This window comes from Bacteroidales bacterium, from assembly GCA_035299085.1.
GTDB lineage: Bacteria > Bacteroidota > Bacteroidia > Bacteroidales > UBA10428 > UBA5072.
This window is the reverse complement of record DATGXG010000054.1, coordinates 34,596-49,057: the sequence shown is the minus strand read 5'-3', so window position 1 is coordinate 49,057 and position 14,462 is coordinate 34,596. Positions and strand designations below refer to the sequence as shown.

Sequence of the window (14,462 nt, the reverse complement as noted above, 5' to 3'; positions counted from 1 at the left end):
GCAGTCTGGCTTTTAACCGGCAGTGCGACTGAAACAAATGCTATGAGTGAAATAAATATTTTCCTTGTCATCCCTTTTTTTTACAAATGTAACAGAAACCCCCGGAATAACCTGACAGCGTCGCAGACCTGTCAGCGTTATTCCAAACTGTCAGACTTCAAGAAATCCTCTCTTTTTCAACATGGCAAAAAGTGCGGTTTCCGATGCCGCCGGTTTCGAATCATCGGCAAGCCAATCTTTAAACAGCCATTGCAGATAATGATCGAATCCGTTCTTCTTCCATTCGGAATTGATTCCGATATGCTTGTCCGGATCGTCGTATTCCTTAGTAATTGATTCCGTTTCATTCGTAGTAGGAACATGATATGTGCCTTCATGAAAAATAGCCGGGCCGCTGAGTCTTCCGGTTTTGTAATCAGGCTTCTTATCTGCATATCCCATTACAAGAGCTATCAGGGGCATACAATATTTTTCAGGCAGGTTAAGCAATTCCCATAACCTTTCCATATTTCCCCTGTGGATTCCATTTGTAAGGAGTGAATCAATATCAAGAGAGCGGGCTGCTACCGTGGCAGTCTGGGCTGCAAGAGCAGTATTTATTGATGCTGTTATAAAGGAGGTCATATTCCCCGGATAATAAGGCAAAGCGAGTGATTTGGCACTGGCAAGCAGTCGGGTATAATCAACATTGAAAAGCATGAGACAACTCCCTGAATACCCGCAAATATCAGACATAAGCTTTCGGTCGCGCACTATAACTACAGAATAGGTTTGCATGTTGGATGAATTCGCTGCACGGATGCATGAACTTTTAATCACATCCAGGTGTGAATCCGGAATCTCCTTTCCAGAGAAGTTGCCATGTGTTGTGTGAAGGTCTCCTATTGTTTTAAGCGTTTCGTTAAGAGGTTTTGGAGTAGACCCGGAGAATGCATCCACACCTGAATGGTTAGCAGATACAAATGGTTTGGCAAGAAAAAAGCCGGCTGAAGCCGCAATTCCGTTTTTTACAAAATTTCTGCGAAAAAGTTTTTGTTCCATTGGTTTATTTAGTAGGTATGCAAATATGAGCAATACATTAAAATGAGCAATAAAGCAAATCGTTAATCATTCTTAAAATAGTATTAATTCAGGCATGAAAAAGTAAGCCTGTTAACCTGACAGCGTCGCAGACCTGCCAGCGTTTTTGCACAGTTTGTAAATGCTCAAAAATTAATTAATGATTACTTTCTGAACCACTGTTTGGTTTTTGGTTATTATTTGTATTACAAAAACACCGGTTTGAAAATCATCAACGGGTATGCGGTTATTCAATTGACTGATCTGTGCGACTTTGATCAGTTTGCCATTCAGATTGAAAATCTTAGCAGTTGCCGTTTCATTTTCATCCAGGTAAATAGTGATAAAATCTTTTGCCGGATTCGGAAAAACTGAAGGCTTTGAAAAATGGCCTCCGGTTGAGGAATTAACCACTGAATGAAGCGAATAGTAATAAAAATCCTTGTTCATGATAAACGATCCTGGCTCTCCATTTGTATTATTCCACACAGCAAGAGTCCGGTTATTATTGACATCATATACATTTTCCCAGCTCTGTTCTTCTATCCACTGGCTTCCGGAATTATCCCACGAGAAACCAGTTTCTTTTATCTGATTATGGTTTGAATCATAATCATATTCGGTTTTGAATTTTGTCAGCCATTGTGACAGGGCATTGTCCCAGCGATAACTCATCCTGGAAATTTTATTCCCATTCAAATCATACCCGACAACATATTTGTAATCCGGTATCCAGTCATCTGACTCATTATTCCAGATGGAACCTTCAGAAACACTGTCATTGCCATGTATATCATAAAAATAAAGTTCCCTGTTAACATTAACCCAATCAGTATCATTGGCATTCCAAGTAAAACTAACTGATGAAATGCGATTACCCGATACATCAAAAATACTTTCCGCTTTGCCCTGTTCAACCCAGGCATTGTTCGTTGTGTTCCAGGTATAGGCCACAGAGCCTTTTTTATGATTAACAGTATCAATGTAAGATTCGCTTTTGTAACTATTAATCCATTCACTTTTCTCCGTATCCCATATGGTGGATATAATTGCGCTGACTTCCCCTGAATCATCAACCGTCAGATCAATCTTGAACTGAGGAATCAATTGGTTAGTGTTATTATCGCGGGTGTAATAAATTTCCTGAATTACTTTATTATTATCATTAAACGAAGTTTCTTTTGCTGACGTAGGTATCCAACTGTTCAATGTATCTTCCCACCAATGACTTTCTTTACCAATCTGATTGTCCCTGGCATCATATTCGTAATCGGTATAATAAGTTGGATTCCATTGGTTATCACGCCAGAAAAAAGTATGATCAGTGATCAGATTATTCCTGTCATCATAGGTATAATAGATCTTGAATTCTGCAATTGAATCCAGGGTTGAAAAATAACAATACTTAAATGTTGAATCCATAAGAAAACCGGAACCATTCATCGTATGAGGTTTGTTCCGTGCTTTAAAATCAAGCATGTTTAAAAGTGTATCACCTGCCGGGATAACTCCAGTGACATTCTTTTGATCGATTCTCCTGAATTCCTGTGACAATCCGGAGAAAGGTATTAAAAGCAACAATAGCCATCCTAAACTGACAGCAATGAAAATTTTTTGAATTGGTTTTTTCATGATAATTTTTGCCTTAAGGTTTATTACTATTCAAATCTAATAAAATTCTGTTTTCATACGTTTTCCTGCTTATGGTTTTCAATCGGCAGAGCTTATTTTAAACAGAATGGGTCTTTTGATTGTTTTTGTGTAGGATTTGGCATCTTAAGTTTAATCATTAACCCTTAACCCATGAAAATGACTTACTTCATTACAGCTTCACTGGCCCTGGTAAGCTTATTCTCCTGTAACCATAACCAGGCAGCCAATGATGAAAATGCAAACACAAAAGATACAACGGCTGCCTCTCAGGCTGGAATAACTCTTCCGGCAGGATTCAGCGCCACTATTTTCGCCGATAATGCCGGCCCGGGCAGACACATTACTGTCGGGGAAAACGGCAATGTTTACATGGCCCTCAGCCAGCTTACAAATAATGGCGGTATTGCTGCACTGAAAGATAACAATGGTGATGGAAAAGCCGATGTAACACAGTATTTCGGGAAAGAAACTTCAACAGGTATTGAATTAAAAAACGGATACTTATATTTCAGCAATTCAATGCAGGTTTCAAGAGTTGCGGTCACTGGTGATGAACTTGTGCCAACTGCTGCTCCGGAGGTGATTGCAACAGGCTTCCTCAAGCAAAACCAGCACCAGGATAAAACCTTTGCACTCGATAACAACGGGAATCTTTATGTAAACGTAGGAGCCCCGTCTAATGCCTGCCAATTCAAGGACAGGACGCCCGGTTCAAAAGGTCAGGATCCCTGTCCCCAACTTGACCGGCATGCCGGTATATGGAAGTTCAAAGCCGACAAACCCAACCAGGACCAGGTAAAAGACGGGCACCGTTATGCGACAGGCATACGAAATTCGGTTGCCATTACGTGGAGCCCCGTAAACAATAAGCTTTATGTGGTTCAGCACGGAAGAGATCAGCTTTACCAGTTCTATCCCGAATTATTCACCGAACAACAGGGCGCTGAATTGCCTGCTGAAGAATTTCTTCTTGTTGAAGACGGCGATAACTTCGGTTGGCCATATTGTTACTATGACCAGTTTCAGAAAATAAAGCTCCTTGCTCCTGAATACGGCGGAGACACGAAGAAAAAAGGACGCTGTGAAGATGCGAAAGACCCCATAATGGCCTTCCCCGGCCACCTTGCACCCAATGATATATTGTTTTATACAGGCACCATGTTCCCCGAAAAATACAGGAACGGTGCTTTTATTGCATTCCATGGATCATGGAACCGTGCCCCTCTCGAACAAAAGGGATACCTCGTTGCCTTTGTGCCTTTTAAAAACGGCCTGCCTTCGGGCGAATGGGAAACCTTTGCTGACGGATTCGCCGGGATCAAACCGATCCAGAATATGAATGATATCAAATACAGGCCTACGGGACTGGCACAGGGACCTGACGGATCAATTTATGTATCTGACTCGGAAAAGGGAAGAATTTGGAAAATCACGTACACTATAAAATGAGAAGGATTTTCATATTGGCTGTCTTAATTGTACCTCTTAGCCTGGCATTCGGTTGCAAAGGCACAACCGGTGAAAAAGAGGTTGCAAATAAACAGGATTCTTCGGTTATGGAACAGGGAACCATTGCCACAGGCCAGAATGAATATGTAAAATACTGCCTTACCTGTCATCAGCCCGATGGCAACGGGGTAAGAAGCCAGTTCCCTCCCCTCGCCGGCAACGTACTGGTCACCGGCCCGGCAGATACACTGATTCGCATTGTGCTTTCGGGACTGGAAGGGCCAATTACTGTGATGGGTCAACAATACGGAACACAAATTATGCCGGCACAGAATTACCTTACGGATCAGCAAATAGCGGATGTATTATCGTATATACGGAATACGTGGGGAAATAAGGCAGATGCGGTTAACGCTGAAGAGGTAAAGAAGATCAGAGGTGAGAGATAGTTCGTCATTGCGAGGAGCTTGAAAATGCCTAATGAAAGACGATCTTATCCAGTATCCAGGATCCAGTATCCAGTATCAATCTTTTTTACTATTTTTATAACATGAAGATTTGAAAGTGAACCCTTTTCAAACTTCTCAGGTTTGTTCAGTATTCCGGATGATCAAATTAATTCTATATAATTTAAACCTCTTATTATTATGAAAAACAATACATCCAGAAGGGAATTTCTGAGAATGTCGGCCACAGGAATGTTGGGTGCCTGGGTGCTCGCACAAAATGCATCAGCATTGGACTTTAAATCAGTTGACCCTAAAACTTTCGGTCTTGCTTTGCAGTTGTATACCATCCGCGATGCCATGAAGGCTGATGTTCCCGGTTCTCTGAAAAAAGTTTCCGACATCGGTTTTAAATACCTTGAACTGGCAGGTTATTCCGACAGGAAATTCTATGGCATGGAACCCGATGCTTTTAAAAAGCTTGTAAATGATCTTGGAATGGAAATACTCAGCAGCCACACACAGGTGGAAGCACAGGGTATTACCCTTGACAATGCCAAATATATGGCTGAAGATCATGCCAAACTGGGTGTAAAATATTGCATACAGCCATGGGTGGTTGCCGAAGCACGCACAGTGGACAGCTATAAGAAAATGGTTCAGGACTGGAACCAGGTCGGAAAAATCATGAAAGAAAACGGCATCCAGTTCGGCTATCATAACCATAACTTTGAATTTGCCAACCTCAACGGTGTGGTGCCCTATTTCGACATCATCATGCCGGGACTCGATAAAGATCTTGTAACTATGGAACTCGACTTATTCTGGGTGAACAAGGCAGGACAGGATCCGGTTGACCTCTTTAAGAAATACCCGGGCCGCTTCCAGCTTTGGCATATGAAGGATATGTTCACCAAGGAAGCTCCGAAATTCACAACCGACGGTGAAACCGATTTTGCACCTGTCGGCGCCGGCGTGATCGACTTTAAGCGTATCCTTGCAGCCAAAGACACTGCAGGAATGAAATATATGATCGTGGAACAGGATTCAACAAAAGACGGCAAACCGTTCGATGCCATCAAAACCAGTATAACAAACCTTACCACTAAAATATTGGTGTAATAAAGCGTAGCAGTTAAAGAGACTCTAGAGACCTTAGGGACTCTAGGGTCTTCTTATTCCCTACTCCCTACTCCCTACTCCCTACTCCCTACTCCCTACTCACCTCTCACTTCTCACTTCTCCTGTTATACAAATCAATTGCCATAGCCATGCCTTTCTCGTTATTGAGGACTGAAATTCGGTTGTGACGAAGCACCTTTTTCATGTCGGCTTTGACAATAAAGGGCAACTCAAGCAGACTTTTACGTTTGAGTGGAATAACATAATCTTTGCCACCGGTTTGGAGTATATACCGGGTATTGTCCATCAGATTGTATTCAACAGGTTCTTCCTTTACCTTCCTGTATACATAAAATGAAATATCCCCCACTACCAATTCCTGCAGAAAAACTTCAGTTGAATCGAGCCATGGCAGAAAGATCCTTCTCTTGGTAAAGTGTGATTGCGGCTTATTCCAAAAATCTTTTACAGTAAAACCTGTAATAATATCCTTATTGAGCATACCCTTGCGGTAATCCATTTTTCTAAGCCACAAAAGCTGATCAGCGTACCGGTCATATCGTATTATAATATCACGGATAATTTCGCCATCGGTGAGCTCTACATCTCCGTATGCCCAATCCTGCAAATACTGTGATCCTTTATATCCGTTTACGGGATTGAAATATTCCACCCCTATAAGGCCTTTTAGCAGCCACCGGCTGTATTCATCGGATGATGAACAGTTACAGTTGTCCTGTTGTGACCAGGCTCTTACAATTATAAACAGAAGGGTCAAAAATGCGGTGAGACGTTTCATATCCTTTTTCTTATTCTTTTACTTCAAATGATGCCGAAGCATGTACCGGTATTCCGTCTTCAGTGATACCTTCAACCTGAACCTTAAAATGGCCTTGCAGCATGAGTGCAGGGAAGATGACAGAAACCGGCTTATTCCCCTCAGTTTTAATAAAGGGATTCCAATACACGCAGTTTCTGATTTGGGGGAAATGATTTCCCTGCATTGATTCCGCTTTGGTTTCCTGAGGTTGTGATGTGGCATCCATAACCGAATTCATGAAACGGACAGCAAAACTCTTTAGATAATGCTCCGGTATTTCTGTCTTGTATGTGTAAATTGAAACCAATCCGGGAAGGGTTATATCACCAACCAGAACTTTTGATTTAATTATTTCTATCCTTTTGATGTCTTTTGTTCCGAGTGTTGAAACATAGGCCATATCGGTAAACGGTACACCGTTTAATAAAACAAGATTGCACTCATCCCATGAATTTACGATATTCAGAACCAACAGGTTGAATTTCCCGCTCCGCGATAGAAACCTGATATCGGGGGCAATATTATTGGCAATTTCCTTGAAATTCCTCATGTCAGAAAATTCAGAAGGTATGATAACTTTATCCGGTTTTCTGAGAAAACTCAATTTGCGGGTTGTGGTTCCCGGCTTACCCGGAGTCTCTTCATTTTCATATACGGCCTCAATAAGCCTTATGTCCTCGCAGGTTTTCAGATACGATTCATGAATCGAATCAAGAAACATTGTATTTGTAGCCGTGTCGGCAATATAAGCTTTGGGAAACAGCTCCATGCGACAATCCCGGTTCTTTTCCGGATCAGCGAGTTGTATGATCAGTTCTTTATTATCAAATTGACTGCTGAGGTAAAACCTGAAATTTCCCAGGGAATCAGTCAATGAATATTGCAACGCAGGTTTAATACTGTCAACAACCGAAAGCCATACATTGCATGGCTCTGAAAGGGGCTGAAGAGAAATAATCCGGCCTGAAAGGATAAAACCTTTGTCTTCTACAGGGTAGAAACAGTTAATAACATTCTTCTGCCTTAAATTTCCTTTCTGAAGAGGTATTGCATCTGTAATATCCTTATGATCCAGAATTTCGGTAAAAGGGTTATCTGCATTTACACTAACGGACAGGTCTGCGATTTTCCCGGCTGTCGGCATACTAATTTCAAGATTAACGGGCTGATTTATGCTGTATTCTTTTCTGTCAGTCACAGCCTGCAAAACCGATTCCTGATCCTCACCTTCAACATCCCGGTTAGTATTGTCGAGCACCCTGATTTGATTTCCCGTTTCTTTTGAAAGGCTTGTGATTAAAATTTTCTGTTTGAAGAATGTTGAAGGATCATCGTTCAGCATCCAGTTTGTATATGCTGTAAGCTGATACATTCCTTCTTTTAACCGGTCGGGCAATGGAAATGAACCTGCCATTGATTTGCCGGTGATGTTTATTCTCCAGTTAATCACCTCATTCCCGCCGGAAAGCGTGAAATATAGTATTTTACTGCACAGGGCACTGCCCGGATTAAGCGCGTTGACAAGGTATGTCTTATATTTCAATGACTCCCCTGCAACGTATGTCGATTTGTCAAGATGCACGTATACTAATTCATTGCCGGCATAATTATACCGAACCTGCTGTGATGTGACCTGTGTCGGAAAGAAGATCGCAGCGCTGAAAAAGACACTGAAAATAATTGGTTTTATAACCTTCATATGATCATTCTAAAAATAAATCCAGAAATCCGGGGGCAAGCGCTCCTGTGATCCGGAACCCACCTCAGGAAAATAGTACAGATCTTTAGTTCTGTATTCGGTTTTTGATTTCCATGCAAAACCCTTGTAAATCCTTAGTTTTGCACATGCCTCGAAAACACCTGCGACTCTTGTCACAGAACCGGCGACATACGACATATTACTTTTAACCTGAGACGTTGCCGGTGCAAAAATCTGATTATCCGGATTCAGCTGTTTGTTAATCGAGTTATAATAAGAATATACATCCTTTGAAATGGAATATATGTCACATGTAAGAATCCAACCCTCGGTAAACGGGGCTGTGCTTGTTTCAGTCTCTAATGTGGCATCATAAAAATAACGGAGAAAACCTATATTGTGCTGTAACAATAACTGGCGGTTATTGCTTAAAGTGGTATAATCAACGGTGTACGTGTTGTCCATCGAATGCGTCTCCCACATATACACGCCGTGAGATGCAGGGCTGCCAATATCTTCTGTTTTCACCATGAGTTTAACCATCCTGGTATTGAACCGGTAATACACAGTTGATTGACTATAATCACTTAAATCGCATTTCACCTGCAATCCGACCTGGTTTTGAACCATGGGTTCGCCGGAAGAATTATAATAAAGTATTTTATATTCTCCCGGTTCTGCGTAAATCCTATCTATTTGAGGGATTCTTTCAATTCGTTGCCAGTTGGATTGAAACAGGCTGCTATCGGCTAATCTCACTATCAACCGGTAGGATTGTCCAATGTCACCGACAATACCATAAGCAGTGTATTGCCCGGCTGAAATCTCCTCAAATATGGTGCTTCGTCCAAAATCATCTTCAATGGTAATAGTAGCACCACTAACATAATCCGGAGTCTGCTGCCCATAATTCCTCGCCCATGTAAGAGTAACCTGCGGGAATTCGCCATACTGAACCATGCCCTGAACAACTAATATCGGTTCAGAAGTGTCAATATCTTCCGGATCATATACCTCACTACAAGTCCAGGTTATAAGAGATATTATAAATAATCCTGCAAAAAACAGCTTTCTCATATCACACTAAAAAATAAAGGTGTAAGCAAGCGTAGGAACCGGTCTGCCGATAAGGTAAAGCTTATATAAATTAAAACGCTCGTAGTTGTTAGAAGCATTAGGTTCCTGTTGTTTATAATATATTGTATAGGGGTTTTTCCTGCCGTAAACATTCAGAATTGAAAAACTCCAGTATCCTTTCCATTTTTTATGCAGCCTCAGGCTTTCATTCATTGTCATGGTCAGGTCAAGCCTGTGATAAGGAGGAATGCGGTACTTGTTCTTTTCAGAATACAAGGCTACCTGATCATTGCCGAGGTCATAAAAGCTTTCGGGAAGAGTGATCGGCCTGCCTGTTGAGTAAGAGAAGTTTCCGCTGAAGATAATTCTCTTGTTCAGATGAAAATTGGCAATCATACTGAAATCGTGCGGCCGGTCATAAGAGGAAGGATAATATTCATTATTATTTATTTTCTTATTGCTGAAAGAGGAGAACGTTTTCCTCAATGAGCGGGAATACGTGTAACTGATCCAACCATCTACCTGGCCTGTATTTTTCTTCACCATAATTTCGAAACCATAGTTCCTGCCCTTTGCCTCGGTTAATTCCGTCTCAATATGATTGTTCATTTCAAGTGAGGCGCCGTCCATGTAGTCAATCACATTTTTGAGCCCTTTATAATACACTTCAATTGAAGTCTCAATGGTATTATTCAACATATTCCTGTAAAAACCAAGGGCAAACTGGTCAGCTATAAGAGGCTTGATATGGGCTCCGGCCATTTTCCATATATCGCTCGGAGTTGAAACTGAGGAATAGGATATTAATGCAAGATACTGGACATTTCTGTTGTAGCTCATCTTCAGTGAACTTTCGTCATTCAGTTTTAATCTCATTGAAATTCTCGGTTCCAGTCCACTGTAAAATTTGATCATATCCTTATTCGCGTAATCCGCATAACCGCTTATGTTGACTGTGTCGATCGGCATGTTGGGTAAATATTGTGCCACGTGTCCCGGTCCCATAGCAGCATAACCGGAATACCGCAAGCCAATATTGATCAGGATCCGGTTATTCAGGCTGAATTCATCATCAAAGAAAACGGCTCCTTCATATCCTTGTTCTTTATCAAGTGAAGCAGAATGAACAAGAGATATGCTGTCCAGGGGTCCGAACTTTCCGGGGGCTATATCATACCGGTTAAAACTTATTCCTGCCTCAATATTGTGTTTCTGAAATCCGCCATATTGAATCCGGTATTTAAAGCTCCTGTACTGAATCTGCGAATTCAGTCGGCTTTTCGTAGTAGCTGTATTGATTGCGTCCTTGTCAACATTATAATCACTGTAAGCCAGGGTCAGATAGGAAGCAAGATTTGAATTATGCAGGTATTTCCAGTTAAGCGATGCCAGTTTGTTCTGGTATTGATATTTTACATAGGACGAGAACCTGAATTCATCATAACCATAGTAACCTGAAACAGAGATATGGCTTTTCCCGAGATTCAGATGAACCGAACTGTTCACATCATAAAAACCGGCTTTGCTGTTTTTCAGATCATAATCTTTCATCATATCCAGAAGCCAGCCTGAGTAACTGGCCCGGGCACCAATATCAAAAAACACCTTATCCTTTACTACAGGAACCGTAAACATAAGCCGGCTGTCATAAATTCCGACTCCTCCTTTTGCTGTGAATTTTTTAGGCGGCGTATCAGCTGTTTTTATGTCGATTACCGACGACACCCGCTCCCCATAACTGGCCGGGATATGACCTTTATAAAGTGTTAGTTTATCCACCGCATCGGGATTGATGACAGAAACCAGGCCGAAGACATGGGCTGTATAAAACAGTGGTGCTGAATTCACCAGGTACAGGTTCTGATCTTCACCTCCACCCCTTACATTAATTCCAGAACTGAATTCTCCTATCGATTTTACACCGGGCATGATGGTAAGGCCCTTAAGAATATCTCTTCCACCGGCAACCGAAGGAAGCTGCCCGATTTCACGCAAATTCAATTCTACCATGCTCATCTGGTGACCGGATACATTTTTATCGAGCCGCTGTCCATAAATGACGATATCATCAAAACGCACTGATTTATCAAACAGCTCCATTTTGAATTCACCGTTGCTGATTACCTTTATGTTGAACTGTGATGTTTCATATCCTACACTTGAAACAATCAGAGTATAAAGCCCGGGGGCTATCAGAAGTTTGTAATCACCCTGTGTATTTGTTACCACACCCTGTTGCAGGTTCTGAATTTGTATGGTGGCGCCAATCACGGGTTCCCCGCTTTTACCGTCAGTTACCTTACCCGTCACAGCAGCCGTTTTGTGCTTTCCTATTTCGGCCACGTTGCCTACGATGCTGAAATCCTCATCGGAACCGTTATTGCTGAAATTCGGCATCTGTCCGGCCAGCAAGGCAACCTGTGCCCTGGGAAGCAATACGATCTTGTTACCGTTAACAACCCGATACGTATACGGTTTGCGACTGAACATCAGATCAATCGCTTCACTCACTGTATGGTTTGAAAAACGTACGGTCACTGAATCCTTTACAAACCATTCTTCTTTATAGAAGAACTTAACCCCGCCTTTTTCTTCAAGGTAGTTCAGGACTGTAACTGTCGGGACGCGGTTAAAATTTGCCGAGATCCGAACCACTTCATCAGATTGGCAGAAAAGGGATGCCGGAATCAGTAAACCGGAAAGGTATAATAATAAAAGAGGAACAAATTTTTTAGACATACTGATAGATACAAGGGCATCAAATTTAAAAAATAAAGATGCACAAACAACCTTTATCTACCAAATGACTGAATTTATCGGCCAAAAGGTCAAGTTTTTATCCGGTAACCGATAAACGGATATAATCAATCATCATGGGTATATCAATCTGCTCTATGCCAAACTGTCCAAGATACTTGCTGTCCTCGGGAAACGCTTTTGAAAACCAGTCGATATCCATGCCTGAAACAATAAGGCTTTGTCTGTAGTTTTCTATTGCCTTCTGTCTTTCATTTTTACACCAGTATATATGCCCGAGATTAAGGTAATCATTCTTGCTTGTGCCGTGCAGGAGCGGTTTTTCGAGGTACTTTGCCGCATTGTCAAATTTCCCGAGCATAAATGAACACCATGAAATTGGCCTGTACACCTTAAAATTATCAGGCTGAAGATATTCCACTTTAAAATAATACTTCAGGGCCTTTTCATAATCACCGGTTTCCATGTAAACATGACCAAGGTAGGCCTGCACCTGAAGGTTGTCGGGTTCAAGTTTTTCAGCTTCAAGGTAATATCCGATTGCCAGTTCAAACTCACCTTTCTTCTTATAACACCAGGCTATCCTGTTGATCAGCCAAAGTTTGTTTTTGTCAAGCAGCTCGGCCTTATGATAGTATTCAAGCGCTTTATCAAAATCACCGGTTTGCTCATAGCAATATCCGATTTTTTCAAAGAGTTCATAGTTGTTAGTCGATTCAACTATCTGCCTGAAAATGCCCAGTGCATCTCTGAAATAGTTCTTCTCAAAAAAGAATTCGCCTATATTTCTCAGAATACGACTGTCATCAATCCAGTTCCTGAAGAATTCGGTTTCATAAATCGGTACGGGAAGTTTAAAGACATCATCGAATTCAGTGCGCAGGGGGTACAATTTATAGAACCTGTAAAGGTCATGAAAATACTGTGTAATGATAATACGCGTGGCAGAATCCGCATTGATCATCTCGTCATCCACGGCCATTTCATTCATCGCCTTCAGTTCCATGTTAAACAGTTCCATAACCGTTGATTTCTGAAAGGCCGGCATCTGGCGGATGTTCAGACAGAACGAATATTTATCTGAATTGCAGAGGAAGTTGCTCTTTTCTATGCCCTCTCCGAACATCTTAAGGTTCACGCCTTCGCTCACTCCTTCAAAAGCTTCGGCTATATATTCATTTTCTTTATAGAAAGGAACAAACCAGTTGTTCATTTCATTGAAGAAATCAAAATGCTTGAGCATGGCAAAGGCCCCAAGGAATACATCGGCTCCCTCCATTTGCAGGTTTGTGAATTCCTCAAGCTTATTGTAAACATCAGGCGATTCCTTAAAAAATCCTTCCCATTCGGGATTTTTATCTTCGGGATTTATTGAGGAGAGCATATTTTCAAGATCAAGCTTTTCTTCAAGTTTCGATTTGATCCTGATCATTTCAGGAAGTATCTCCTGCTGGATCTTGCGGGTGATTTTCTCGGTTTCCCTGGCTTTGATGAACTGCTGAACTATGATTTCAATGCTTTTATTCACCCGGTTCATTCCCTGGAGGGCTTTCAGCCGCTGGAGGATTTCGGGATAGTAACTGATGCGCCGGTTGTAAAAAGCCAGTCCTAAAACAAGACCTACAAGGGCTCGCTGCCAGATCTGTTTCTCACCTGCTTCATAAAACCTGAAAAGCAAATCGATTTTAGCACTGTCAAAATGGCGGATTAATGACAAGGTAATGGCACTAACAACCACACATTTGTCATACCAGGCAATTGTATTCGGGGCGCTGATATCCGACAATAACTTGATTTCTGTATCCTTTAATTTGTCGGAATGCCAGATTATTCTGAAAAGGGTTCGTATGTTTTCTTTATATTCTTTAGATTTATACAGTTCTGAAAGATCGACGTTATCAGTGTTTGTCTCGAATTGCAGCGACAACTCTTCAACCATCCTGGAAATATCTGCTACCAGGTTTTCCGACAGGCTGTCAGGGTTCAGCTTAAGCTTATAGTAGCTGAGCAGCTTATTTGAACGGATGATATCTTCCTTAACATCATCCGCAAGTGAAATGATAGCTTTGACAAGCCGGTTGTATACCTTTTCTTTCTCAGGATCATCATTCAGCTCGAACGCATATTTCAGCATATTCAGGTAAGTTTCCGAATGGTTGTCAAGCTGTTCCCTGAAATCGCGGTTCCTGCTGTTATTGCATAAAAAACCAAGGGCATCCAGTGCGTCTTTGATCCGGCTTTTTGATATATAGTCAAAAACCTGGAGGTATCTCGAATTAAGTTCCTGATAATTCATATTGTAGAATAAGAATTATTGTAAATCAAGATATATGCCAAAAAATTGCCCCGGCCTTAAGGTCGGGGTAGTGAAATATCTTAT

The 14,462-nt window shown here is 41.5% G+C and carries 10 protein-coding genes; 3 read left to right on the top strand and 7 right to left on the bottom strand.

Annotation, left to right across the window (positions count from 1 at the left end):
- Positions 1 to 150: 150 nt before the first annotated feature.
- A complete protein-coding gene (locus tag VK179_18655) occupies positions 151 to 1,041 on the bottom strand; it encodes a hypothetical protein (protein ID HLO60779.1) in 891 nt (296 codons plus the stop codon).
- 171 nt (positions 1,042 to 1,212) lie between these two features.
- Positions 1,213 to 2,691 carry a T9SS type A sorting domain-containing protein gene (locus VK179_18650; GenBank protein ID HLO60778.1) on the bottom strand — a complete coding sequence of 493 codons (1,479 nt, stop codon included), beginning with the start codon at positions 2,689 to 2,691 and terminating at the stop codon, positions 1,213 to 1,215.
- Between the two features lie 171 nt (positions 2,692 to 2,862).
- Here VK179_18650 and VK179_18645 point away from each other — a divergent pair, with 171 nt between their 5' ends.
- The 3 genes from VK179_18645 (at position 2,863) to VK179_18635 (ending at position 5,729) form a co-directional block, all read left to right on the top strand.
- Positions 2,863 to 4,161, top strand: coding sequence for a PQQ-dependent sugar dehydrogenase (locus VK179_18645; protein HLO60777.1), 1,299 nt, complete (start codon positions 2,863 to 2,865; stop codon positions 4,159 to 4,161).
- On the top strand, positions 4,158 to 4,610 hold the full coding sequence (locus VK179_18640; GenBank protein ID HLO60776.1) for a cytochrome c: 453 nt from the start codon (positions 4,158 to 4,160) through the stop codon (positions 4,608 to 4,610). The genes VK179_18645 and VK179_18640 overlap by 4 nt, the downstream gene beginning before the upstream one ends.
- A 198-nt stretch (positions 4,611 to 4,808) precedes the next feature.
- Complete coding sequence (locus tag VK179_18635; GenBank protein HLO60775.1) at positions 4,809 to 5,729, top strand: sugar phosphate isomerase/epimerase; 921 nt, start codon at positions 4,809 to 4,811, stop codon at positions 5,727 to 5,729.
- A gap of 106 nt (positions 5,730 to 5,835) precedes the next feature.
- Here the strand turns inward: VK179_18635 and VK179_18630 are convergent, their stop codons facing one another.
- From VK179_18630 to VK179_18610, 5 genes are all read right to left on the bottom strand, one after another.
- On the bottom strand, positions 5,836 to 6,528 hold the full coding sequence (locus VK179_18630; GenBank protein HLO60774.1) for a hypothetical protein: 693 nt from the start codon (positions 6,526 to 6,528) through the stop codon (positions 5,836 to 5,838).
- Between the two features lie 10 nt (positions 6,529 to 6,538).
- Positions 6,539 to 8,248, bottom strand: coding sequence for a hypothetical protein (locus VK179_18625; GenBank protein ID HLO60773.1), 1,710 nt, complete (start codon positions 8,246 to 8,248; stop codon positions 6,539 to 6,541).
- 9 nt (positions 8,249 to 8,257) lie between these two features.
- A complete protein-coding gene (locus VK179_18620; GenBank protein ID HLO60772.1) occupies positions 8,258 to 9,325 on the bottom strand; it encodes a DUF4249 family protein in 1,068 nt (355 codons plus the stop codon).
- Between the two features lie 6 nt (positions 9,326 to 9,331).
- Entirely contained in the window at positions 9,332 to 12,064 is a 2,733-nt protein-coding gene (locus tag VK179_18615) for a TonB-dependent receptor (protein HLO60771.1), read from the bottom strand.
- A 97-nt stretch (positions 12,065 to 12,161) separates the two neighbouring features.
- The gene (locus VK179_18610; GenBank protein ID HLO60770.1) at positions 12,162 to 14,378 is read right to left on the bottom strand and encodes a tetratricopeptide repeat protein; all 2,217 of its coding nucleotides are present in this window, start codon (positions 14,376 to 14,378) and stop codon (positions 12,162 to 12,164) included.
- Between the last annotated feature and the right edge of the window lie 84 nt (positions 14,379 to 14,462).